Raw genomic sequence first — 23175 nt, 5'->3', positions numbered from 1 at the left:
TAGCCGGGGCCCTGGCCGAACAGGCCGTCACGGAACTTCGGCGCGAGACCGGCAAGGCGGACTACAAGTTCATCGCCGTGCGGCTGCCGTACGGTGAGCAGGCCGACGAGGCCGACGCCATGGCCGCCATCGACTTCATGAACGCCGATGAGGTCCAACGGGTCAACATCCAACCGGCCACCGACGCCATGGAAGCCGCGGTCACCGCGAACGGGGTCACCATCAGTGACTTCAACAAGGGCAATATCAAGGCCCGTCAACGGATGATCGCCCAGTACGCCATCGCCGGAGCCCGGGCGGGGGCGGTCGTGGGGACCGACCACGCCGCCGAAGCCGTGACCGGGTTCTACACCAAGTACGGGGATGGGGCCACCGATATCTGTCCGCTCTGGCGGCTGGACAAGCGCCAGGGGGCGGCGATGCTGCAGTTCTTGGGCGCACCGGAACACCTCTACCGCAAGGTGCCCACGGCCGACCTCGAAGACGACCGGCCGGCGCTACCCGATGAGGTGGCCCTGGGCGTGCGTTATCAGGACATCGACGACTACCTGGAAGGGAAGCCGGTCAGTGACCACGCCGCCGAGACCATCGAGAACTGGTACCACAAGACGGCCCATAAGCGTCACCTGCCCGTGAACGTGTACGATACGTTCTGGCGGGAAACCAACTAAAGGGAGTTCCTGACACATGCGAAAGAATAATATGAATAGTTATTTACCCGTCCTGTCCAGCGTTTTACAGGGGACCGAGGATGAAGCCAACGACATGAACGACGACTTCGAAGTCATCCGGCAAGCCTTAGAAGATGGCGCCGTGGCCGACCTGGGGTCCGAGAAGTTGGCGGCCATCAAGGCCCACTTTCAAAAGGGAACGGACGGCTACACGGACAAGCTGAATCAACTGCAACAGGCCAGTGCGCCCGTTAGAATTTTGGGCAAACACAAAACTTTGGTCGCGGCTTTTCGGAACTATACTGAGGGTTGCCAAGCCATGACGGATAGCATCAACGCCGAAGCGGCGACCGTCGACGAAGCAGCCTTTAACGCGGCCGAGAAGACCCAGGAAAATGCCATGGAAAAGGTCACGAGTATGATGCAACGAATTATGACCAGTCCCATGTAAGGTGGGCGCGGGGCGCTTCACACCAGTGGGGCGCCCTTCGTGGTTTCTCGAGGTCGGGCCGCTGAGGAGGAGTTAACGTGACAGATGAACAATTGCAACACTTAGTGGAACACCTCTCCCAGCAGTATTTTGACCGACCATTTCAGCACCACGCGACCTTTAACGCGCGGTTACGCACGACGGGGGGCCGCTACCGGTTGCGCGACCACAACATCGAGATCAACCCGAAGATGTTGACGGAGCACGACCAGGCCACCCTGGAAGGGGTCATCAAGCACGAACTGTGCCACTACCACCTGCACCTGGCGGGCCAATCGGGACAGCACCGGACCAAGGCCTTCCAACAGCTGCTCAAGCACGTGGGCGGGCTGCGGTACGCCCCGGCGCCCGTGACCCGGCGAACGCCCAAATTGCGGGACTGGCAGCTGTACGTGTGCACCCACTGCGGGCAACGCTACTACCGGTTACGGCGGGTCGATACCCGGCGGATGGTGTGCGGGCGGTGTCGCGGAAAGTTACGCTGGCAGGGAGTCGTGAGTGCCACGACCCGGCCGGCGGGATAAGGAGAATAGACTTATGGGTAAAACAATCATTCGGGTCCCCGCCACGGCGGCGAACCTGGGTCCCGGGATCGATTCCATCGGGGCCGCACTCCACCTTTACTTAACGGTGATCATCGAAGAGCGTACGGAAGCGTGGCGGGTGAACCACGCGCTGGGCACGGAGATTCCCCGGGACGAGCATAACCTGATGGTCCAAGCGGCGCTGCAGGTCAACCCACAGCTGAAGCCGCACCAGTTGACGGTGATGTCCGACATCCCCGTCTCCCGGGGACTGGGCAGCTCGACCAGCGCCATCATCGCCGGCATCAAGATTGCCAACGAACTGGGCGAGATGGATCTCTCCCTCAATGACCAGCTGAACTGGGCGGTCAAGGTCGGCGGGGCGCTCGACAACGTGGCCCCGGCCTTGATGGGCCAGGCGGCCGTGGCGACCGTGGTCGACGGCCAGGCGACGGCGTTGAAGCTGCCGCTGCCGGCACTGTCGGCACTGGTCTTCATTCCCGGACAGAAGTTACTGGCCCGCAAGAGCCGCGAGGCGTTGCCCAAGAACGTGGCCTTTGAGACGGCGGTGCACGCCAGCAGCGTGGCCAACGTGTTGGTGGCGGCGTTACTGGAGAAAAACTGGGACCTGGCCGCGCAGATGATCGAACGTGACGAGTTCCACGAGCAGGCGCGCTCGCAGCTGGTGCCCGAGCTGAACCAGATTCGGGACGCGGCCCACGAGTTGGGCATCGTCGGCACCTACCTGAGTGGGGCCGGCCCGACCGTGGTCACCTTGGCGGACTCCGGCAAGCTGACGCTCCTGCGGCATAAGCTGGCCGAGAAGAACCTGCCGGGGAGTCTGCGGATCATCCCACTGGATCCCGATGGCGCGACCGTGTTGACCGACGCTTAGCCGTTTTTTGGCATGAAATCTCAAATAACTTGCAAAAAATGTTGCCAGTGTGAAAATCGTTTGGTATACTATTTCTTGTGAGTTAATGCGGCCATGGCGGAATTGGCAGACGCGCAAGATTAAGGATCTTGTCGGGGTAATCCCGGTGGAAGTTCGAATCTTCTTGGCCGCATAAATATATTGAGTCGACCGGTAATCAAGGGTGAACCTTTGATTACCGGTCTTTTTGTTTTGCAATAGACAGACTAGATACTAGTGGAAGTTGTCGATTGCTTTCGCTCAGTTGGGCCGTGACGATGGTGATTATCCTGCCATTTCGTCTTAATGGCCGCCATAGTGGAGTGGCATCGGTGTTTTTCCACGTATTTAGCAGGAAAACAGTCGTCGACAAAACGGACAAGGCAATGCCACCATTGTTTTTTGATCAGCAAGTATTACGCGTCGTAACTGTTACTTTGTATTAGAACCAGTGACTAACTTGATTTTAAAACTCGTCAGTTTTTGGCAGAATCAGAATCATCGAAAAAAATCGCGGTCCTGTGTGTTCAACGCAGAATCGCGACTTTTTTGTAGCCAGCCTTAGTCCGCCAACGTATGGGCATGATGGTCCCCCTGACCGCGGTACGCCGCCACGTAGGTTTGGACGAAGTCGGCTAGTTTGACGTGGCCGGCCGGGGTGTGGCGCGCCTTGAGATCCGCGTAGACCTGTTCGGGATGGCGTTGATAGTGGCTCGTCTGGACCAGGGCCGCCGCAATCTTAGCGGGAACGCCATGTGCCGTCAGATTCTCCAGGTACTGTTCATCGGAAATTTGGATCCACTTAAGATCGGGTAAGTTCAGGGCCGGCCGCAACGCCTGCAAAAAGTCCTGCCCGGTAAAGGTGTCGCTGAAGGCGTAGTGAACGCTGATCCCCGCCGGAGTGGCGGTCAGTAACGGCAGCACCACGTTGGCGATATCAACGGGGGCCACGTAGGCTTGCTCCAGGTCCGGGGCGTTATTGGCGTAAATGGCGTGATTGGCCTGAATGGTCGCCAGGTTGGCAAACAGGTTGGCGTAAAACCCGGTCGGCCGCACGAACGCCAGGTTGAGGTGCGGGATGGTTTTGAGAATGCCTTCAATCAGGTTATAGGCGTGCAGGGAACCAGCGACCTCGTCCGCATCGGCGCCAACGCTGCTAAGATTGACCACGTTTCGGACGCCGGCGGTCACTAAGGCCCGTTTCCAAATCTGGGCCTGGGCCTCAGCGCTGGTAAACGGGTCGTTGCCCACGCCACCGGAGAGCATCAGGTACACGACGTCCTGCCCGGTAAAGGTCTGGGCCAAGAAAGCGCCGTCCTGCATGGTGCCCACGGCCGCGTGGGCGCCCAGGGCTTCGATGGCGGCCTGACGTTGGGGGGTCGTGGTAACGACCGTGACGTGGTGATTGGCTTGGACTAACCGGGGAATCACGATTCGATTGATTGTGCCCAGGGACCCTAATAACGTAATTTTCATGTGAATGACCTCGAATTTTTGATTTATTTTTAAAAAGATAAGGCTATCTTTTAACGACTCATATCATAAAAGATAACTCTATCTTTGTCAACCTTGAAAAGGATATAGTTATCTTTTATACTGAAACCATGAAAAAGAAAGATATGAGTAAACAAACTAAAATTCAAGACGCCGTGGCGGCCATCATCCTCAAGGAGGGGCCGGCCGGGGTCTCAACCACCAAGGTGGCCCGACAGGTCGGCATTGCCCAGTCCAATGTGTACCTGTACTTTCAAAATAAGCAGGCGTTGATCGACAGCGTTTATCAGCGGGAGACCCAGCGAATCATTAGCACCACCGCGTTGACCGCGTTGGCGGATTCCCGGATCAGTTTGCCGGAACGGATTCGGATGTACGTGCAGCAGGTCTACGATTATTCGTTGGCGCACCCGGGCAGTTTAACGCTGTTACAACAGATCAAGTCCCTGAAGGGCCAGGGGATGGCACTGACGGTCGGGGCGGACGACCCGAACAACGTGGTCGGGCAGCTCTTGACGGCCGGGGTGACGGCGGGGGTCTTAAAGCCGTTGCCGATCAACCTGTTCATGAGCCTGGTGTTTGCCGTGATCCACACCCATACGACGAACGTCAAAAATGGGGTGACGGCGCCAGAAGCGGTTACCTTTGACGCGCTCTACTCACTGATCTGGGATGCCATCCGGTTAGCCTGATTGGTGTTGAAAAAGAGTCACGTCACCTTTAGATCCACAAAAACAGACAGTCACTTCTCGGTCTGAGAGGTGACTGTCTGTTTTTAGCTATTTTTACGGCTGAGTGGTTCACTCAGGCGCCAGGACCTGGTCGGTCGATTCGGCCTGCAGGAAGCTGGATTGCTGGAAGGCGGGGTCCGGGTACGTGTAGAAGCCCTCGCCGGATTCGGCGCCCAACTTGCCGGCATCCATCATCGCCTTGAGCTTGTCGGCGGCGGCCAGCATGACCGCGTCGTTTTCGCGGGTCGCCTTGGTCAGGATGATGTGGTACGGCGTCCGCATGCCGATCATGTCCAGGATGGCGAACGGTCCCATCGGTGCGCCGGTGGCCTTCATCCAGGTCTTGTCGATGACCTGGGGCTCGGCGACCCCGTTGGTCCACAGCGCCAGTCCGGCGTTCAGGAAGGGAATCAGCAGGGAGTTGAGGATGTAGCCCGGCTGTTCCTTCTTTAACGGGATCGGGATCATCCCAATCTCCCCGGCGAAGGCGACCACCTCATCGAAGACGGCGGGTGCGGTCTGCGGGGAACCCATGATTTCAGCGGTGTTGTTCAGCCACACCTGGTTGGCGAAGTGCAGGTTCAGGAATTTCTCGGGCCGGCCGGTGTCGGCCATGAACATGCTAGGCACCAGGGTCGACGAGTTGCTGGCGAAGATCGTCTGGGCTGGTGCGACCAGGGCGAGTTCTTGGTAGAAGGTGTGCTTGATGGCGGGTTTTTCCGTGATGGCTTCGATCACCAGGTCGGCCTGGGCCACGGCCTGCCCCAGGTTGGTCGCGTAGTGGATGCGAGTCAGCCCATCATCGAAGGCGGCATCGTCGATGTGCAGGTCGTGCAGGTAGCGTGCCCGCAAGCTTTCAATCCGCTGCTGGGCCTGTTCGATGGCCGCCTCACTGATATCGTAGACCGTGACGTCCTTGTGCCGGTAAGCGGCTTGGTACGCGATTTGACTGCCTAAAACCCCACTGCCGGCGACGGTAACACGTTGAATGGTGGTCATGAGATCTCCTCCTAGGTTGGTTGGCAAAGGTCTTAACGGTAGCTGGAGTATAGCATCTTTGGTAGCGCTTTCTATGACCGGAAGCTTGTGTCAATTTACACACTTACTAACCGGCAAACGGGCGGCCCGACGCCTTGTGTGACAAACATATAACAATTCCACTTAGCAATCGTTTTCAGCCGAATTTGACCTTTTCAAAGATATTTTATAGGCGTAATATAAGTACTTAAACCGCCAAGGGGTGGGACGCAAAATCGGTGAGCTAATTCCCTGACAAACCGGGAAGAACCCAGTATAGTAGTCACCCTGTGTCCGTTACCGGCACGGCAAAAATCTAATAAGGAGGTCGGCATCTCGATGAACGACTTAACCAAGGGCAGTCCCCTGAAACTCATTTTCTTTTTTACTATTCCACTTTTAATTGGTAACTTATTCCAGCAATTATATAACGTTTCAGATACTGTGGTCGTCGGGCAGACGCTGGGGGTCAAGGCCCTCGCCGCCGTGGGTGCCACGGGGTCCATTAACTTTTTGATCATCGGGTTCGCTCAAGGACTCACCGCCGGCCTCGCCATCATCACCGCGACGCGTTACGGTGCCGGGGATTTCAAGGGGGTTCGCCGGTCGTTCGCCGCGAGCATCGTCATCTCGATTCTGATGACCATCGTGTTGACCGTTTTGGCGTTGTCCTTCGTGGATCCCATCTTGAAACTGATGCAAACGCCCGCGTCGATCTTTGACAACGCGCGGACCTTCATCAGCGTGATCTTTGCCGGAATCTTCGCCTCGATGGCCTTCAACCTGTTATCCAACATCATCCGGGCCCTCGGGGATTCCCGGACGCCGTTGATCTTCCTGGTTATCGGGACCGTGGTCAACGTCATCCTCGAATTACTGTTCATCCTGGTCTTCCACATGGGTGTCGCCGGTGCCGGGTGGGCGACCGTGATCTCGCAGGTCGTGGCCTCCTTACTGTGTGTCTGGTACATCGGTCGGTCGATTCCGCTGCTGCACATTTCCAAGGACGACTTTAAGATCGATTTCAAGGAACTCTGGGACCACTTCTCGACGGGGATGCCGATGGGCTTTCAACTGTCGATCATTGCCATCGGGACCATGGTCATGCAAGCGGCCTTAAACTCGTTAGGGACCGACTCCGTGGCGGCCTCGACGGCGGCTTCTAAGGTCGACCAACTCTGTTCACTGCCGATGTCCTCGTTCGGGGTCACCATGGCGACGTTCGCCGCGCAAAACTTCGGGGCGTCCAAGTACGGCCGAATCCTGGAAGGGGTCAAGAAGACCCTCTGGCTGTCTGGTACCTTCGCCGTCTTGGCGGGGAGCCTGGTCATTTTCTTCGGTCGGCCTATCGTGACGTTGATCATCGGGACCGCCGACGAACACGTGATTCAGCTGTCACAGACCTACTTCAACATCATCGGTAGCACCTACCTGTTGCTGAGTGTGCTGTTCATCATCCGGAACACCCTGCAGGGCCTGGGTCGGCGGGTCTTACCGACGCTGGCCGGGGTCGGGGAACTGACCATGCGGGTCTTTGCGGCGCTGTTCATGGTCGGGGCCTTCGGGTACGCCGGTGCCGTGTCCGCCGAACCACTGGCTTGGCTGGGGTCCTGTGCGATCCTGGTGCCATCCTGGATTCGGGCCGTCCGTCAGCTGCGGAACCTGCAGCGGTCGGAAGACGTGCTGAATGATCAGAATAACCACCAATCCGGGACGCCGGCAGCGGCCGCTGAGGCGGAGCTGGCGGTGGAACCGCAACCTGAGTCGTAACCGTTAAAACATGGTAAACTAGAGTCCGGAGAACGTTTCCGGGCTCTTTTTTTGGCGCCCGTTGTGGCACCCTGTATTCGGAGAGACACACGGTCACTGGCAAACGACACCAGGCGACCTGATTGAGGAGTAGAATTCATGAAAAACTTTGTTTTTGATATTGATGGCACCCTGTTGGACACGGAAGCCATGTACATGAAGTCGCTGCAGGCCATCCTACACGAACGGGGGCTGGAGTATTCCTATGCCGAGTTGGCCACGACCTTCGGCATTCCCAGCAAGGATGCACTGTTGCGGCTCAAGGTGCCCGACTGGCCCAAGGTCTTAGAGCTGTGGGGGCCGCGGACGCAGGACTACCGGGACACGGTCGCCATTTACGCCGGGGTCACGGACGCCCTGACGCAGCTGCGGGCGCGGGGCGCACACCTGGCCGTGATGACCTCGAAGCGCCAGTTCGAGTACGACCGGGACGTGGTCAGCCTGGGCCTCGACGCCTACTTTGACCAGAAAGTCGTGGCCGAAGACGTGGCCCACGGCAAACCGGCCCCGGACGGCATCTTACTGGCGATGCAGCGCTTGGGAGCGCAGGCCGGAGCGACGGTCTACGTGGGCGACACCCTGTACGACCAGCAGGCGGCCCACGCGGCCAAGGTGTCCTTCGGTTTTGCGGCCTGGAACGGCAAGCGGCCCCGGGACCTGACCCCGGACGTCAGCTTCCTGACCCCGCAGGCCATGCTAAAATTGTTGTGAAAATCCACTGGGCGGTAGCTGGAACCGCTTTTTTGTGCTATATTGAATTCAGACTAAAATTTAGAGTAAACCATGAAGGGGTGGCAGGATGCTGGGCATAATCGTAACCAGCCACGGGGAGTTCGCCCGCGGAATTCTACAGAGTGCCGAGATGATCTTCGGCAAAGCCGAGCGGGTCACGGCGGTGACGCTGGCGGCCGACGAAAGCGTCGAGGAGCTCGTACGCCAGTACCATCAGGCGATTCAGGCGATGGGACCCGTCGACGAATTGCTCTTCTTAGTGGACCTGTGGGGCGGCTCGCCGTTCAACGCGGCCAGCCGCGTGGTCGCCGAGCACGCCGACCGGTACGCGCTGGTGGCGGGACTGAACCTGCCAATGCTGATTGAGGCCCTGGCGCAGCAGCAACAGCCCCTCGCCGAGGTCGTGCCGCACATCGAGCGCACGGCGCAGGGGGGCATTCGCCACTTGGACCTTCAAACGGATACGGGAGATGACGATTTACTATGACAATGGCCATTCAACTGGCACGGGTCGATAGCCGCTTATTACACGGGCAGGTAGCGACGGTGTGGACCAAGGCAATTCGGCCCAATCGCATCCTGGTCGTTTCCGACACGGTCGCTCACGACAAGTTACGTAAAACGTTGATCATGCAGGCGGCCCCGGCGGAGGTCAAGGCCAACGTGATTACCGTGGCCAAGATGGTGCAGATTTACCGCGACGTCCGGTTCGATCAGTTCAAACCGCTGATCTTGACGGAAACGTTGGGGGAAATGGCCCAATTGGTCGCCCAGGGCATCGACCTGAGCGAGATTGGGGTGGACGTGGGCAACCTGGCCTACACGGTCCACAAGACCATGTTGACGCCGAGCGTCGCGGCCGATGAAGCCGACGTGACGGCCGCCCAACAACTGGCGCAAGCCGGCGTGGCGGTTTACGCCCAGACGGTCCCGACCGACCGTCAGCAGGACTTTTTAACGTTAGCACAGAAAAAAGGCTTAATGCCAGCCTAGCAAGTTGCCTCACCTGGTTCGTGCCGGGCGGGGTATTTTTGTGGCAGAAAAGGAGGTGGCACCATGAACATGAGTATCTTGGCGGTCCTGGTGATCGCCTTTCTGGCCGGCGTGGAAGGTGTCGTCGACGAATGGGAGTTTCACCAGCCGATCATTGCCTGTACGCTGGTCGGCCTCGCCGTCGGGCATCCGCTCAGCGGCGTGGCGTTAGGGGCCTCGCTCCAACTGGTCACGCTGGGGTGGATGAACATCGGGACCGCCGTGGCGCCCGACCCGGCGTTGGCGGCGGTCGTCGCCGCTTGGTGGATCAGCGGCCCGGCCCACCTGCCCGTCGCGGCCGGGGTGATTTTGGCGTTGCCGCTGGCCTGGGTCGGTCAGGCGCTGACCCGGCTCTTGCGGCAGTTGATCGTGCCACTGGTCGCCCAGGCCGACGTCGCCGCCGCGCAGGGGGATCTGCACCGCATCAGTCGGTTGCACCTCTACAGCGCGGCCTTGCAGGGTATTCGGGTCGTGATTCCCACGGCGCTTTTGCTGTTGATCCCGGCCGCTTGGCTGCAGCACGCGTATCAGGCGTTGCCTACGTCCGTTCAGGGCGGTCTGCGGGTCGCCGCGGGCATGCTGGTGGTGGTCAGCTTCGCCATCGTGATCAACATGATGGCCAGCCGCCAGCTGTGGCCGTTTTTCTTCCTGGGCTTTGCCCTGGCCACGGACCAGCACCTCAGCCTGATCGCCCTGGGGATGATCGGCGTGGCGCTGGCCTGCGTGTACGTCTACGTCTGGCCGACGCACGGCTCTGGCCCTCACGACCAGCAGGGGGGCGGCTCATCGGCGGACGATGAGGACGACCTGGACCGAGAACTCGATGATTTATAAGGAGGAATGGGCATGAGCGCAACCACGCGACACCCCGGAGAACTGACGCTCGGGGACCAATTGAAAATCTTTGGGCGTTCTGGGTTGGAACAGGCGGCGTGGAACTACCCGCGCTTGCAAAATTTGGGGTTCTGCTACGTCATGATCCCGGCGATTCAGCGGCTGTACGCGACCCGCGACCAGCAAGCCGCGGCGGCGACCCGGCACCTGACGTCCTTTAACACCATGCCCTACATGCAATCGCTGATTACCGGCGTGACCCTGTCGTTAGAGGAGCAGCACGCTAACGGGGCGGCCGTCTCGGCGGCCGACATCAACGCGATGAAGGTCGGGATGATGGGCTCGTTGGCTGGGGTGGCCGACCCCGTCTGGTGGGGGACTTGGCGGCCCATCTTAAGTGCCTTCGCCGCGAGCCTGGCCCTGAGTGGCTTCGGCATCGGCGGCCCACTGGTCTTCTTCCTGGGCTGGAACGTGGCCCGGCTGACCTTTCGCTGGTGGGCCCAACGCTGGGGCTACCGGCAGGGGCTCAACGTGATCGATTACCTGAGTAGCGGCATCCTGCAGAAGCTGACGCTGGGGGCGTCCATCGTGGGGATGTTCGTCATGGGCGCCCTGGTCCCGCGGTGGACCCGTGTTCAGCTGAAGGCCACGCTGACCACCAGCGCCCACACCGACTACGCGCTGCAGAAGTTGCTGGATCAGCTGGTGCCGGGCTTATTGCCGCTGGTGCTGACCCTCGGGTGTGTCTGGCTCTTGCGCCACCACGTCAAACCCCTGTGGCTATTAGTCGGGGTCCTGGTGATCAGCCTGGTGGGCACCTGGCTGGGAATTTTTCAATAAGGTAATGACTCATAAAACCTAATAATAAGAAATCGGGTCCATCAAAAAGGGTTCTTCCCGGTCAGCCGTCATGACTGTACCGGGAAGAACCCTTTTTGTGATGGAATTTTTGATAAACGGTTTGAGCAAGATAGATGGCGTCCAGGCCGAACTTCGAAGGCCTGGACTGTGAAAGCGAATCAAACGGTAGCTACCGCTGATGGCAACGTAAAAGCTTATACCAGACTGGGTTTGCCGTAGAGGTAGCCCTGATGGATGGTGATGCCGTACTTTTTAGCCAGTGCTTGATCCGCGGCGTTCTCGACGCCTTCAAGGACCAGCCCTAACCGGTAGGTCTTGGCGATGTTGGACCAGAAGGCCAGCTCGTGGGGAATCTGGTCGGCGTTGTGCGTGGCCCGCAGGTTCTGCATGGCGAACTTGATAGCGTCCACGTACGGCAACAGGTGCTGGATGTTCGGGTAGGTGTTCGACCCGGTCCCCACGTCATCGATGATCACCTTGATGTCGTATTGGTGCAGGACCGTGCTGAAGAGGATCAACTCTTCCAGGCTCGGGGCCTCGGTCAGTTCGATGGACAGGGCCACCTGGGCCAGCTGTTTCTTGAAGACTAAGATGGCCCCCAGGGTGAAGGGGTCGCGAAGCTGGCGATTGTTCAGGTTGAAGGCCAGGGTCTGCTGGGTTGCCGCAACATTGAGGGTCGCCGCAGTTTCTTCCAAGAGTTTGATTTGGTCGGCCACCGAAATCGCGGTGAAGGAACGGGGGAGGGACCAGGACTGGTCCCGCTGTTGTTGACGTAAGAGCGCCTCGTAACCAATCACCTGATGATCGTGCTGATCGATTTGGGGCTGGACAAAGAAACGGTATTTAGGCATTGCGGTTCACTTCCTTTAAGTTGGCAATCTTATCACCCTTACCTTAGCACAATTCTAAAATTATACAACGCCATATACCGTTCAGTGTGGCGTGTGGTTTAAGTTATAAACCGCACGAAGTCGGACCATTTGACGGTGAGCTAATTAACGGTATCCGCTTTCTGCCGCTGGGGTTAGGAAAAATGCTCGAGGCAGCCCGTTTTTTCGGTGAACGGCCCAGAAACCAGCTGACAAGGACGGCTGATTGTCTTGACCGGTGGACGCGCTAGAATGGGGGTGAATCAAAGAAGCGTTTGGGACAAACTTCTCAGGCACTTTGAGTCTTCAAACTTCTGGTGCTGAAACGTGCGCCAAAAGGCAGCTGGTTCCGCTTAACACCGTCAGCTAATCGCCTTTTGTCCCACTCTTGTATCAAAAAAGCGCCACCGGCCGCGGGGGTCGGTGACGCTGATGGGGGCTTAGTAGCCCGTATTCGTGGTATCTTGACTGGAATTCAAAGCATCCGTGGTGAACTTGGTGGTGTTCGCCAAGCCCAGGGTCTTACGAATGTGGTTCGAGACCTTCTTGAGTTCTGAGTTCGTGGCAATCTGGTAGGAGATCCCATCGATCATGGCGTCCTGACCTTGCAGGGTTTCGAACTTGATGTGGTGGGAGGCGTCCCCGTACTTGGCCCGAATCTGCATCAGGTCATCAAAGCTCAGGTCGGTCTTCAGGTTCCCCTTGAGGGACGTTAAGATCTGTTGGTAACGGGTGATCGACGATAAGCCCGCGGCCTTAACGACCAGCTTCTGGAGCACTTGCCGTTGCCGCTTCTGCCGTCCGTAGTCGCCCAGTGGATCGTCGTAGCGCATCCGGGAGTAGGACAGCGCCTGCTTCCCGTTCAGGTGGATCTTGACGCCCTTCTTGACGTCGGCTTGGGCGTACTTGAACGTCAGTGGTGGGACCACGTCGACCCCGCCCACGGCGTCGACCATCTTTTCCAGGCCCCCCATGTTGACGATGGCGTAGAAGTCGATGGGCACGTCCAAGAGGTTCTCGACCGTCTTGACGGCGCCACTGGGGCCGCCAATGGTATAGGCGGCGTTGATCTTCTGGACGGAGGCGTTCACGCCGGAACCGACCGTGACCCGGGTGTCCCGCGGGATACTGGTCAGATAGGCCGTTTCGGTCTTCGGATTAATGGTGGCGACCATCATGGTATCGGTCCGGCCCACGTCGGAGCGGCCCAGCGCCCCGGTGTCGGTCCCCAGTAACAGGACGGAGAACGGTTTGTTGGCCTTCAAGACGGCCGAGACGTTCCGGCTCTTGGAGGCGTTGGACGCCTGGTAGGTCTGGTCAAAGGTCTTCTTAGCGGACGTCCAGGCGTGATAGCCATAGGCGAGCCCCCCACCCAAGAAGACGAGGAGCACCGCTACAATGACCCATAATAATGGGCGGTGAGGGTGGACCTCCGGATGTTTAAAGTGTGAGTTGCGGTCAGCACGACGGTCATAGACCTGTTCGAAGTCTTCCGGTGACCGTTGCCGGGTGTTGCGATTATCGTTTGGCATATTATTTTCCTCATCTTCGTCAAAATCTTTTCCCATTATAAAACGGAACCGGAGTGGATGAAAGGCCACGCGGGTCCGGAACGGGAATTTAAACAAACCCCTGAAATCAAACTGTTGCCTCAATTCATTTATTAGACCATAGATTTACTCATTCGTAAATGCTTTGAGCAGTGAGATGACTGACAGGGTAATGGAAGGATAAAGCCCGTCGAACGGGCGTTTATCAGCTGTCAAGGTTGGGCGAAAGGCGACAGAATGGTGTTTGTAACCGCTTGCTTTTTAGCTAAAAATGGAAGCCATGCTATAATAATTTGTGGTGATTAAGAAACTCTAATTTTTTCTTACGATTAACGAGGAGGGCCGCCTATGGCCGTATTTGTTCGAAGTGTCTCGGGGGTTTTGATTATTCTGGTCATGATCGGGTTGGGCTACGTGCTCTCCCGGCGTGGCTGGTTCGATGATCAGGCACCCAAATTAATTGCGCGGCTGGTCACGCAGATTGCGTTACCGGCCTATATGATCAGTACCATCACGGCGAAGTTCTCGGCGGAGACGTTAAAGAAAACGTTGCCGGATCTGCGGTTCCCCGTGGTGTCGATGCTGATTATGTTTGGGCTGTCGATTCTGGCCTTCCACCTGTTTCGGATCAACCCGAAGCACCGGGGGCTGTTCGAGTCGATGTTTCTGAACTCCAACACCGTGTTCGTGGGGCTGCCCGTGAACGAGGCGCTGTTCGGGCCCAAGAGCCTCCCGTTCGTCTTGGTCTACTACATGGCCAACACCACCTTCTTCTGGACGCTCGGGGTATACCTGATCCAGCGGGACGGCCAGGGGGATTCGAAGTTTGACCTGAAAACCACGTTAAAAAAGATCTTCTCGCCGCCGCTGCTAGGCTTCATGGTCGGGGTCGTCCTGGTCCTGCTGGACATTCAATTACCCAATTGGATCATGCAGGACTTCTCCTACGTGGGCGGGCTGACGATTCCGCTGTCGATGATCTTTATCGGGACGGCGATCGCCGGAGCGGGCCTGCAAAATATCCGCTTTGACCGCGACAGTCTGGGAATTCTTCTGGGGCGGTTCATCATCGCGCCGGTCCTGATGGGCTGCCTGGTCTTGTCGACGGGGATGCCGCTATTAATGAAGCAAGTCTTCATCCTGCAAGCGGCGATGCCGGTCATGACCAACGCACCGGTGGTCTCGAAGCTCTACGGAGCGGACGCGGACTACGCGGCCATCATGGTGACCGAGACCACCTTGCTGAGTCTGGTGGTCATCCCGATCCTAATGGTCATCGTCCAGCACGTGGCCTAAGCGGATGGGGGACTGAAACCAGCGGTGCTTCAACCAGGATAATGGGGAGGTTTGACGAGTGAAAACGACGTTATTACGCGCGGTGCATCACGCCACCGACTGGCTGCTGATTGGGGTGGTCGTGGATGTGGCCTTTTTACCGCTGAGTCTGCTGGCACACCTGATCGGCCACCGGTCGTATCAGGGGCTGTTGGCGCTGTGGTGGCAGAGTTCCGATAAGCTGACGCTGACGGGGGTCTACCTGGCAGCGGGGCTGGCCGGTTGGGGCCTATTGGTCCTGGTCTTTTGGCTGATTGAGGGCCTGCGCCGGGCCATGGGTCGCAACGACCGCTTTCCACAAGATTAACCAGGAAAGACGCACCGCGTTCATGCCGGAAAACACCCGGCACTGCCGCGACCGTTTTCTGAATAACTAGCACGCTAAAATGGGTGTCAGAACCGACAATGGTTCTGACGCCTTTTTAGCATTCTGGGTAATCCCGTGCCGGCCCGGTTTGCCGGTGAGTCGCGGCTTCTAGTCGGTAGGGAACGGTTCAGGGGTGACCTTAGTTTTTGAAATCAAGGGGACCCTGAAACATTAAGATGATAAAATGATGAGAAAACGTGTATAATCTGTGACAGAAGGCAATCGCGTCCATCTCACGCGGCGCACCACTTGCCCATCACGTTTCAAGGAAGGACATCAGTTTATGAAGGTACTTATGCCTTATTTTCATCGCTACCGTCGAGATGTCTGGTTAGCGCTCCTATCGGTCATCGTGCTGGTCTTCGCGACCCTCTGGCAACCGCGGTTGCTGCAGGTCGTGATGGAAGCCATCATTAAAAATGACCAACAGACCGTGTTCCAACAGGGCCTCTACCTGCTGGGACTGGCGGTCCTCGGCATTATTGGCGGGGTCGTCAACACCATCTATTCCGCGCGCGTCGCGTTGGGCGTGGCGACCGATTTACGGGCCGACCTTTACGCGCACGTGCAGTCACTGGCCTACGCCGACGTCGAGGAATTCTCGACGTCCAACCTGGTCGTGCGGATGACCAACGATATTAACCAAGTCCAACAGATCGTCATGGCCGGATTCCAACAGATCACCCGGATTCCGTTGCTGTTCATCGGGGCGCTGATTCTGGCGCTGATTACGATGCCGCAGCAGTGGTGGGTCATCCTACTGATGATGGTGATTATCCTCGCCGTCAGCGGCTTGGCGGTCCGGCGGATGACGACCTACTTCGCCCAGACCCAACAGGACATCGAAAACGTCAACACGGTCGCCCGGGAAAACCTGATGGGTATCCGGGTCGTCAAGTCGTTCGTCCAGGAGACCCACGAAATCGGAAAGTTCTCCCAGGCGTCGGATGCCTTGACGGCCGTGACGGCCAAGATTGGGTACTGGTTCGCCATCCTGATGCCGGCCTTCTTTCTGACGGCGAACCTGGCCGTGGGAACGGCGGTCTACATCGTGGGGCAAAACATCACGACGCACCCGGCCTACTTAGCGGCCATCACCAGTTTTATCTCATACCTGATGCAGATCCTCTTCGCCGTGATCAACGGCGGGTTCTTGATGACCTTCGCGTCCCGGGCCTTCATTTCGCTAGGCCGAATCGGCGAAGTACTGGATAAGCGTCCCAGCATGACCTACGTCGCGGGGGACGCGGCACCGGTTCCGGGCGACGTGACGTTCAATCACGTGACCTTTACCTACCCGGGTGACGACCACCCGACGCTTAAGGACGTCAGCTTCACGCTGTCGGCCGGGCACATGCTGGGCATCGTCGGGGCGACCGGCTCCGGCAAGACCACGCTGGCCCAGCTGATTGCCCGCCTCTACGATCCCGATAGCGGGACGATCACGGTCGGTGGCGTTGACGTGCGGCAGCTGCCCGAAAAGGCGTTGCGCGCCACGGTGGCGTACGTTTTGCAACGCTCGACGCTGTTCTCCGGGACCATCTCCGGCAACCTGCGTCAGGTCGAACCGGACGCCAGCCCGTCGCACATGCAGTGGGCCGCGAACATCGCGCAGGCCTCGGAGTTCATCGAACGGCTCCCGCAGACCTATGATGCGCCGGTCGAAGAGCGCTCGCAGAACTTCTCCGGGGGCCAGCAACAACGGCTGGCCATCACCCGGGGCGTGATCGCCCACCCGAAGATCCTGATCCTCGATGATGCGACCTCGGCCCTCGACGCCCGGTCCGAAAAGCTGGTTCAGGAGGCCCTGAACCGGGACCTGAAGGGGACCACCACCGTCGTGATCGCCGAAAAGATCTCGTCGATCATTAACGCCGACCAGATCCTGGTCCTCGACCACGGCCAAGTGGCGGGGGTGGGGACCCACTCGGAGTTGGTCGCCCATAACGCCATCTATCAAGCCATTTATCGCACACAAAAAGCGCGTGAGGAGGTGCCGGAATGAACGATTTAGGCAACGTTGGCAAGTACTACTGGCACTATCTCAAACGGTACTGGCGCGGCTTCATCGTCAGTATCCTGTTAATCGCCTTTTCCACCTGGTGCATCGTGGTGGCCCCGACCTATCTGGGGCGCGCCGTCGAGCAACTGACCACCTACCTGCAACAGTGGGGCAGTCCCGCCACGCGGGGGCAGGCCAGCCTGGGGAGCTTTCACCACACGCTGATCACCTACATCCTGCTGTACCTGGGGGATGCCAGTTCCATCTTTATCGCCAGCCTGATTCTGGCCCGGGTCACCGCCTATTCGACGGGGACTATGCGGGTCGGCCTGTTCCGCAAGCTTCAACGGATGCGGGTCCAGTACTTTGACACCCACCGGGACGGCGACATCCTGGCGCGCTTCACGTCCGACCTGGATAACATCTTCAACGCCATGAACCAGGCGTTGCTGGAAATCTTGCTGTCGGTCGCCCAATTTGTCGGCTTACTGCTGGTGATGTTTCCCCAGAGTCCCACCATGGCCTGGATCACCATGGCCTCGACGCCAATCGCCCTGATTGTCGCGGGGGTCGTGATGCACAAGGCCAGCGGGGCCGTGAACCAACAGCAGGACGACATCGGTCGGCTGAACGGGTACATCAACGAACAGATTACCGGCCAAAAGGTCCTGATCACCAACGGGCTCCAACAGGATTCGCTCAAGGGCTTTGCCGGCTACAACGCTAAGGTGCGCCAGTCGTCGCTGACCGGGCAGATCTGGTCGGGGATCTTGAACCCGTTGATGCAGGGGATGTCGCTGCTGAACACCGCCATCGTCATCTTCTTCGGGTCCTGGTACGCCCTGAACGGCAGCCTGTCGACCGGGGCCGCGCTGGCGCTGGTCGTGGTCTTCGTGAACTACGCGCAACAGTACTACCAGCCCATCATGTCGCTGACCAGTCTGTACGGGATGATTCAGCTGGCCATCACCGGGGCACGGCGGGTCGACGAGGTCCGGCAACAGCCTGAGGAAGTGAAACCCGTCAACGGGCAGGAACTGACCGCTATTCAGGACGGCCTCAAGATCGACGACGTGCGTTTCAGTTACCTGCCGGGGAAGGAGATCCTGCACGGCGTGACCATTAACGTCCACCGGGGCGAGATGGTCGCGCTGGTCGGGCCGACCGGGTCGGGGAAGACCACGGTGATGAACCTGATGAACCGCTTCTACGACGTGGATCAGGGGACCATCACCATTGATGGGACGGACCTCCGCAAGTTTGACCTGGATTCGCTCCGGGAAAACGTCGGCATCGTCCTTCAGGAACCGCAGCTCTTCACCGGCACCATCGCCGATAACATTCGTTACGGCGACCCGCAGGCGGGGATGGACCGGGTTATCGCTGCGGCCAAGCAGGCCAACATTCACGACTTCATCGTCGGCCTGCCGGACGGGTATGACACCCGGGTATCCGATGAGCAGAGCGTCTTCTCCGCCGGGCAAAAGCAACTGATGTCGATCGCCCGGACGATTCTGACGAACCCGCGGCTGTTGATCCTGGACGAGGCCACGTCCAACGTGGATACGGTGACCGAGGCCCGGATTCAGGCCGCGATGGACAACGTCATCCAGGGTCGGACCAGCTTTGTAATCGCGCACCGGTTGAAGACCATCCTGAACGCCGACAAGATCGTGGTGCTCAAGGACGGCCAGATCATCGAGCAGGGCAATCACCAGGCGTTACTGGCCGAAAACGGCTTCTACGCCGAGCTGTACCGCAACCAGATGGTCTTTGAATAGCGTGAGCGGAAGCAATCTTGAATCGGGTGGGGTGTCCCGCCAGTTTACTTTAACCACCACCGCAGCGTGATGCCGGTATTTTTCCGGGTCCGTTACTCGAACACCGTCTTCTGGTAGGCTAGCAGAACGCGGATTTAATGAAAAACAACCGCTCATGAAATGAAGGGCCTGGATGAGAATTCCAGACCCTTTTGGGTTCTCTGACTTTAGTGCTGAAAGGTAGCGGGTTCCGCCAGACAAATCCTCGTTCACGCTTACTAACTACTTTTTGTTTCATTTTCTTTGATTGCTGGTGAAGATGAGCTTATTGGTTGAAAGGATGCTTCGGTTGTAGTGGTTATTAGCTAGGTGAGCGCAGCAGAGGCGACTTGATGACCGTCGTGAAATTGATGTTAGCTGGCTGGTTTTGGCCAGCTTACATCAAGGCCGAGTTCTGGAGATCCGCGTACTTTGCGGAGCTTCAGAATCGTGCCCACCACGACCAGCTTGCTCGCCGGCGCGAAGCGGGCAGTCATGACCAGCGCCGCAAGGTTCAGGCCTGTGGAGCGGCCATTACGGTCAACACCGGCCAGTTAATTTGTCGTGAAAAAACGAACATGATGGCTTAGCTTCCCGCGCCAGCTATGGTATCATGGGCAGTGGATGCATAAGAGAAAGGGAGGATGTTGATGGCAACGCTGGTGATTCTACGACACGGTGAGAGTGTCGCCAATCGGGACAACATTTTTACGGGATGGAGCGACGTGCCGCTGACGCCGAAGGGCCGCGAACAGGCCCGGGCGGCCAGTCAGCTGATCGCCCAGACCGGCCTGCAGTTCGGCGCGTTGCACACGTCGATGCTGCAGCGGGCCATCGTCACGGCCAACCTGGTTCTGGAGGGGATCGACCAGCTCTACATTCCCGAGTACAAGTCCTGGCGTTTGAATGAACGGCATTACGGTGCGTTGCGGGGTCATAACAAGGACCAGGTCCGGCAAGAGTTTGGCGCGGAACAGGTCAAGACCTGGCGGCGGAGCTTTGCCGTGGTGCCCCCGCTACTGGACCACGTAGACCAGGACCGGCGTTACGACCGCTTCAGCCGGCATTTAGAGCCACGGGGGGAGAGCCTCGAGATGGCCTACCACCGGTTGATGCCCTACTGGGAAGACCAGGTGGCGCCGCGGTTGTTGGCGGGACAGAACCAGCTGATTGTCGCCCACGGGAGCACGTTGCGGGCGCTGATCAAGTACCTGGACCGGGTGCCAGACGCCGACATCAGCCAGGTCGAGGTGGCCAACGGCGAGCCCATTCGCTACGACTTCGATGACCGCTTGACCGTGCTGCGAAAGACCGTTTTATAACAGTTTTTATAATAACCTTAAGTTGGGACAAACAATCGGGGGAAATGATTGTTTTTACCCGACTTTTTTGTATAATCTGGAAGTAAGAGTAGGTTGTTTCAGATGGGGGAAAGTGAATTGAATACACGAAATCTCAAGCACTGGATGGTGCTATTGCTGGTTATCTTGGGGATTGGCGGCGTGGTCTACGGGATGCACCGCATCGACGCCAACGACCAGAAGGAAGTGGCGGCGACCAACCAACAGCACGTCACGACGACGCGCAAGGCGTTGGCCAAGGACGCCGCGCAGAGCAAGGCGGAACGTGCCAAGAAGAAGACCACGTTCGATAAACGCCACAAGGGGACTAAGACGCCGGTACTGACGGCGCAGATCAATAAGACGCTCAAGGCCAAGAAGTTCGTGGGGACGGCGCTGGTCGTCAAGAACGATCACGTCGTTTACCAGAAGGCCTTCGGGTACGCAAACCGCGCCCGGGGCAAGAAGAATACGGTGCGCTCGGAGTACCTGATCAATTCCGTGCAAAAGTCACTGACCGGGCAGCTCGTGATGCGGGCCGTGCAGTCGGGCCAGCTCCAGCTCACCGATAAGCTCAGCCAGTACTACCCGCACATCAAGGGCGGCGACCGGGTCACGGTGCGGCAAATGCTCGACATGACCGGGGGCTTGGTCGGGAACATGGCGCCGACCAACACGTTGACCGAAAATCAGGCCTACCAATACGCCGAACAAACGGTGCGGGTCGATCGGCAGAAGATCGGCAAGTTCGACTACCAGCCCATCAGCTTCGTGCTGCTGGCCGGGATTCTCCACCAGGTGACGCACCAGTCGTACTACCAGCTGTTTTACCGGCAGATCGTGACGCCCCTCGACCTGAACCACACGAGTTTTGCCCAGCTGCGGAAGTCGAGCAAGACCATGACGATTGGGTATGGCGGCCAGGAACCGAAGCTGTACGACCAGCCCCACATTCCGGCGGCAGCCGACATGGCGGCCCAGATTGCGACGGGGAACGCGGTGATGAGTGCCGGCGACCTCTTCCGGGCCGAACGGGCCATCATTCAAGGGACCCTGCTGAGCACGCCGACCGGGGCGCAGGTCCTGCATCAGGCGACCACGAACCTGCACTACACCGGGGGCCTGTATCATCTGGGCCAGACCGGGTACTACGGTCACGGGATGGGCGACTTTTACGAAAGCACCTTCGTCATCAGCAAGGACGGCCGGACTGGCGTCGTCTTCTTGTCGAACAACTTCAAGAAGGCCACGATGTACCCCAAGTGGTCAACGGAGCAAGATGCCATGACGCTGTTTAACCAGATCAATACGGAAAAGACCTTACACTAATGAATGAGTCAACGTCCGCTGCCAACGCGTAGCGGACGTTTTTGTATGCAAAAAACGCGTGACCCTGGCGGCCACGCGTTTTGCAGTTGCTTGATTTAACTTAGGCTAAGGCACCCATTGGATCCCATGGGGCCAAGACCGTTGGTTCTTCGGTCTCTTGGACTTTCCGTAAGTCGTCTGGCAGGAATTGCTTGTTGACCACGACTTGGTAGCAGTACTTGTCCATCCACGCGTCACTCATCACGAAGTAACCCTTGGTTCCGACCTTTTCACCCCAGGAGTTTTCAACCTTCCACTTGGTTGGTTGACCATCGACCAGGTCGACGCCGGTCAGCACCATGGCGTGCGTCATCATGCTTTCGCCGTAGTCCAGCTTGTCCGCCTTGGACATGTTGAAGTCCACGTTGAACAGGTCGTCGGTGTGGTAGTAGTTCGGGTCCATGATTCCTTTTTGACGTTCGGATTCTTGACCCACGTCACAACCGAACCAGACGGATTGACCCGCCTGCAGTTGCTTGATGGCCAATTGCTTGAAGTCCGCCATGGACACGTTCAAGTGCTTGACGGACCGGCCACCCACGACGTTGCCCAACATTTCCACCGTGTAGGTGTGGTTGTAAGGCTTGTCAGCAGTCGGGGCGTTGATGATGGAAACGTAGTCGGATAAGTCCCAACCAACGTACTTGTCGAAGAAGCTCTTCGGCGTTAAGCCCTTGTCGATGTGGTAGTTCTTGTCGTCGTCGCGGTATTCGAAGTCGAATTCGGAGACGGGTTCGCCCAGAGCAAAGCTCAAGATCTGGTAGTCTTCCTTCAGCATCTTGTCCTTGGCAGCGGCGATATCGTCGTCACTGGCCTTGTCGGCAACCAGCTTCCGTAAGACCACGGCGTCCTTGCGCAGCTTCAGGTTCAGCGTCTTGTTTAATTCGCTGGACTTGGAACTGTTGTAGGTTTCGGGCATGACCGACTTCGGCACGATCCCGTACTTTTCGATGATGGCACACAGCATGTCCCATTGGCCACCGTCTTGTTGGGGGGTCGCCATTAAGAAAGCGACCTTCCGACTCGACGTTGGTTGGTCGGCCGTGGCCAAGACGTTTTCGTAGAAGTAGTTGGCTTTTTCGAACTTGTCCCAGAAGTTGGTGTAGTTTTGAGAAAGTTCGAAGTTACTCAGGTTGAACAGGTCGGCTAAATGGTGCCGCATGGTGTTTAACGCGGCGAACATCCAGCAACGACCACTTTGCTTTTGGTTAGCGACCTTACCAGTGTCCAAGTCAATGGAGAAGACTGGCGTCATGTCGGCATCGGATGCGTAGTCGGCAGCGGTGGCTAAAATCCCTTGATGGCTAACGGCGCGTTCCAATACCTGGGCACTGGGATCGGACGTTAGTGCTTGTTGATAGGCAGCGGTTTGGGCTGCGGTGATTTCTTTACTCACTATCTTCACTCTCCTCACTATTTTATCATTGTACTCCAATT

General features: G+C 58.0%; 23 protein-coding genes and 1 tRNA gene. 19 read left to right on the top strand and 5 right to left on the bottom strand.

The window, feature by feature from the left end:
* From nadE to FD37_RS06960, 5 genes are all read left to right on the top strand, one after another.
* A partial coding sequence (gene nadE / locus FD37_RS06980) for an ammonia-dependent NAD(+) synthetase (RefSeq protein ID WP_056964377.1) occupies positions 1 to 671 on the top strand: 671 nt, incomplete at its 5' end.
* 16 nt (positions 672 to 687) lie between these two features.
* Positions 688 to 1122, top strand: a complete 435-nt coding sequence (locus FD37_RS06975; protein ID WP_045806975.1) for a hypothetical protein — start codon at positions 688 to 690, stop codon at positions 1120 to 1122.
* Positions 1123 to 1199: 77 nt separating this feature from the next.
* On the top strand, positions 1200 to 1685 hold the full coding sequence (locus tag FD37_RS06970; RefSeq protein WP_045806976.1) for a SprT family protein: 486 nt from the start codon (positions 1200 to 1202) through the stop codon (positions 1683 to 1685).
* Between the two features lie 13 nt (positions 1686 to 1698).
* The gene (gene thrB, locus FD37_RS06965) at positions 1699 to 2580 is read left to right on the top strand and encodes a homoserine kinase (RefSeq protein ID WP_045806977.1); all 882 of its coding nucleotides are present in this window, start codon (positions 1699 to 1701) and stop codon (positions 2578 to 2580) included.
* A gap of 87 nt (positions 2581 to 2667) precedes the next feature.
* Positions 2668 to 2752, top strand: a tRNA-Leu gene (locus FD37_RS06960).
* A gap of 407 nt (positions 2753 to 3159) precedes the next feature.
* Here FD37_RS06960 and FD37_RS06955 read toward each other — a convergent pair.
* Positions 3160 to 4074, bottom strand: a complete 915-nt coding sequence (locus tag FD37_RS06955; protein WP_056964375.1) for an SDR family oxidoreductase — start codon at positions 4072 to 4074, stop codon at positions 3160 to 3162.
* A 128-nt stretch (positions 4075 to 4202) separates the two neighbouring features.
* On the opposite strand from FD37_RS06955, the gene FD37_RS06950 reads away from it, so the two are divergent.
* On the top strand, positions 4203 to 4784 hold the full coding sequence (locus FD37_RS06950) for a TetR/AcrR family transcriptional regulator (protein ID WP_056964372.1): 582 nt from the start codon (positions 4203 to 4205) through the stop codon (positions 4782 to 4784).
* Between the two features lie 108 nt (positions 4785 to 4892).
* On the opposite strand, the gene FD37_RS06945 is transcribed toward FD37_RS06950, so the two are convergent.
* The gene (locus FD37_RS06945; RefSeq protein WP_056964371.1) at positions 4893 to 5822 is read right to left on the bottom strand and encodes a 3-hydroxyacyl-CoA dehydrogenase; all 930 of its coding nucleotides are present in this window, start codon (positions 5820 to 5822) and stop codon (positions 4893 to 4895) included.
* Positions 5823 to 6179: 357 nt separating this feature from the next.
* Between FD37_RS06945 and FD37_RS06940 the strand changes: the two genes are divergently transcribed.
* The 6 genes from FD37_RS06940 to FD37_RS06915 all read left to right on the top strand — a co-directional run bounded on the left by FD37_RS06940 (position 6180) and on the right by FD37_RS06915 (position 11087).
* On the top strand, positions 6180 to 7610 hold the full coding sequence (locus FD37_RS06940; protein WP_056964369.1) for an MATE family efflux transporter: 1431 nt from the start codon (positions 6180 to 6182) through the stop codon (positions 7608 to 7610).
* A 138-nt stretch (positions 7611 to 7748) separates the two neighbouring features.
* Positions 7749 to 8360, top strand: a complete 612-nt coding sequence (locus FD37_RS06935) for an HAD family hydrolase (RefSeq protein WP_056964367.1) — start codon at positions 7749 to 7751, stop codon at positions 8358 to 8360.
* A gap of 88 nt (positions 8361 to 8448) precedes the next feature.
* Positions 8449 to 8868, top strand: coding sequence for a PTS sugar transporter subunit IIA (locus FD37_RS06930; RefSeq protein WP_045806983.1), 420 nt, complete (start codon positions 8449 to 8451; stop codon positions 8866 to 8868).
* Positions 8865 to 9374, top strand: a complete 510-nt coding sequence (locus FD37_RS06925; RefSeq protein WP_056964366.1) for a PTS sugar transporter subunit IIB — start codon at positions 8865 to 8867, stop codon at positions 9372 to 9374. The genes FD37_RS06930 and FD37_RS06925 overlap by 4 nt, the downstream gene beginning before the upstream one ends.
* A 63-nt stretch (positions 9375 to 9437) precedes the next feature.
* Complete coding sequence (locus tag FD37_RS06920; protein ID WP_225436319.1) at positions 9438 to 10247, top strand: mannose/fructose/sorbose family PTS transporter subunit IIC; 810 nt, start codon at positions 9438 to 9440, stop codon at positions 10245 to 10247.
* Positions 10248 to 10259: 12 nt separating this feature from the next.
* A complete protein-coding gene (locus tag FD37_RS06915) occupies positions 10260 to 11087 on the top strand; it encodes a PTS system mannose/fructose/sorbose family transporter subunit IID (RefSeq protein ID WP_082605144.1) in 828 nt (275 codons plus the stop codon).
* A gap of 215 nt (positions 11088 to 11302) precedes the next feature.
* Here the strand turns inward: FD37_RS06915 and FD37_RS06910 are convergent, their stop codons facing one another.
* Both FD37_RS06910 and FD37_RS06905 read right to left on the bottom strand, forming a co-directional pair.
* Positions 11303 to 11959, bottom strand: coding sequence for an EAL domain-containing protein (locus FD37_RS06910; protein ID WP_045806986.1), 657 nt, complete (start codon positions 11957 to 11959; stop codon positions 11303 to 11305).
* 458 nt (positions 11960 to 12417) lie between these two features.
* A complete protein-coding gene (locus tag FD37_RS06905; protein ID WP_056964363.1) occupies positions 12418 to 13509 on the bottom strand; it encodes an LCP family glycopolymer transferase in 1092 nt (363 codons plus the stop codon).
* Between the two features lie 366 nt (positions 13510 to 13875).
* Between FD37_RS06905 and FD37_RS06900 the strand changes: the two genes are divergently transcribed.
* The 7 genes from FD37_RS06900 (at position 13876) to FD37_RS06870 (ending at position 21699) form a co-directional block, all read left to right on the top strand.
* Positions 13876 to 14823 carry an AEC family transporter gene (locus FD37_RS06900; protein ID WP_056964362.1) on the top strand — a complete coding sequence of 316 codons (948 nt, stop codon included), beginning with the start codon at positions 13876 to 13878 and terminating at the stop codon, positions 14821 to 14823.
* Positions 14824 to 14881: 58 nt separating this feature from the next.
* On the top strand, positions 14882 to 15169 hold the full coding sequence (locus tag FD37_RS06895) for a hypothetical protein (RefSeq protein WP_056964360.1): 288 nt from the start codon (positions 14882 to 14884) through the stop codon (positions 15167 to 15169).
* A 343-nt stretch (positions 15170 to 15512) separates the two neighbouring features.
* Complete coding sequence (locus FD37_RS06890; RefSeq protein WP_056964358.1) at positions 15513 to 17234, top strand: ABC transporter ATP-binding protein; 1722 nt, start codon at positions 15513 to 15515, stop codon at positions 17232 to 17234.
* Positions 17231 to 19012, top strand: coding sequence for an ABC transporter ATP-binding protein (locus FD37_RS06885; protein WP_056964356.1), 1782 nt, complete (start codon positions 17231 to 17233; stop codon positions 19010 to 19012). The genes FD37_RS06890 and FD37_RS06885 overlap by 4 nt, the downstream gene beginning before the upstream one ends.
* Before the next feature lie 371 nt (positions 19013 to 19383).
* Positions 19384 to 19620, top strand: coding sequence for a hypothetical protein (locus FD37_RS06880; RefSeq protein ID WP_056964355.1), 237 nt, complete (start codon positions 19384 to 19386; stop codon positions 19618 to 19620).
* Between the two features lie 60 nt (positions 19621 to 19680).
* Complete coding sequence (locus tag FD37_RS06875; RefSeq protein WP_056964393.1) at positions 19681 to 20352, top strand: 2,3-bisphosphoglycerate-dependent phosphoglycerate mutase; 672 nt, start codon at positions 19681 to 19683, stop codon at positions 20350 to 20352.
* 117 nt (positions 20353 to 20469) lie between these two features.
* Positions 20470 to 21699, top strand: coding sequence for a serine hydrolase domain-containing protein (locus FD37_RS06870; RefSeq protein WP_056964391.1), 1230 nt, complete (start codon positions 20470 to 20472; stop codon positions 21697 to 21699).
* Positions 21700 to 21799: 100 nt separating this feature from the next.
* Here the strand turns inward: FD37_RS06870 and FD37_RS06865 are convergent, their stop codons facing one another.
* Entirely contained in the window at positions 21800 to 23134 is a 1335-nt protein-coding gene (locus FD37_RS06865; RefSeq protein WP_056964353.1) for a C1 family peptidase, read from the bottom strand.
* Between the last annotated feature and the right edge of the window lie 41 nt (positions 23135 to 23175).

Origin of the sequence: Levilactobacillus spicheri DSM 15429, assembly GCF_001435095.1 — a bacterium.
GTDB lineage: Bacteria > Bacillota > Bacilli > Lactobacillales > Lactobacillaceae > Levilactobacillus > Levilactobacillus spicheri.
This window is presented reverse-complemented; position numbering and strand designations above follow the sequence as displayed.

Coding starts and splice junctions, on each gene's coding strand:
- FD37_RS06975 (WP_045806975.1), top strand. CDS start 688: ATGCGAAAGAATAATATGAATAGTTATTTACCCGTCCTGTCCAGCGTT.
- thrB (WP_045806977.1), top strand. CDS start 1,699: ATGGGTAAAACAATCATTCGGGTCCCCGCCACGGCGGCGAACCTGGGT.
- FD37_RS06955 (WP_056964375.1), bottom strand. CDS start 4,074: ATGAAAATTACGTTATTAGGGTCCCTGGGCACAATCAATCGAATCGTG.
- FD37_RS06950 (WP_056964372.1), top strand. CDS start 4,203: ATGAAAAAGAAAGATATGAGTAAACAAACTAAAATTCAAGACGCCGTG.
- FD37_RS06945 (WP_056964371.1), bottom strand. CDS start 5,822: ATGACCACCATTCAACGTGTTACCGTCGCCGGCAGTGGGGTTTTAGGC.
- FD37_RS06940 (WP_056964369.1), top strand. CDS start 6,180: ATGAACGACTTAACCAAGGGCAGTCCCCTGAAACTCATTTTCTTTTTT.
- FD37_RS06935 (WP_056964367.1), top strand. CDS start 7,749: ATGAAAAACTTTGTTTTTGATATTGATGGCACCCTGTTGGACACGGAA.
- FD37_RS06930 (WP_045806983.1), top strand. CDS start 8,449: ATGCTGGGCATAATCGTAACCAGCCACGGGGAGTTCGCCCGCGGAATT.
- FD37_RS06925 (WP_056964366.1), top strand. CDS start 8,865: ATGACAATGGCCATTCAACTGGCACGGGTCGATAGCCGCTTATTACAC.
- FD37_RS06920 (WP_225436319.1), top strand. CDS start 9,438: ATGAACATGAGTATCTTGGCGGTCCTGGTGATCGCCTTTCTGGCCGGC.
- FD37_RS06915 (WP_082605144.1), top strand. CDS start 10,260: ATGAGCGCAACCACGCGACACCCCGGAGAACTGACGCTCGGGGACCAA.
- FD37_RS06910 (WP_045806986.1), bottom strand. CDS start 11,959: ATGCCTAAATACCGTTTCTTTGTCCAGCCCCAAATCGATCAGCACGAT.
- FD37_RS06905 (WP_056964363.1), bottom strand. CDS start 13,509: ATGCCAAACGATAATCGCAACACCCGGCAACGGTCACCGGAAGACTTC.
- FD37_RS06900 (WP_056964362.1), top strand. CDS start 13,876: ATGGCCGTATTTGTTCGAAGTGTCTCGGGGGTTTTGATTATTCTGGTC.
- FD37_RS06890 (WP_056964358.1), top strand. CDS start 15,513: ATGAAGGTACTTATGCCTTATTTTCATCGCTACCGTCGAGATGTCTGG.
- FD37_RS06885 (WP_056964356.1), top strand. CDS start 17,231: ATGAACGATTTAGGCAACGTTGGCAAGTACTACTGGCACTATCTCAAA.
- FD37_RS06880 (WP_056964355.1), top strand. CDS start 19,384: ATGACCGTCGTGAAATTGATGTTAGCTGGCTGGTTTTGGCCAGCTTAC.
- FD37_RS06875 (WP_056964393.1), top strand. CDS start 19,681: ATGGCAACGCTGGTGATTCTACGACACGGTGAGAGTGTCGCCAATCGG.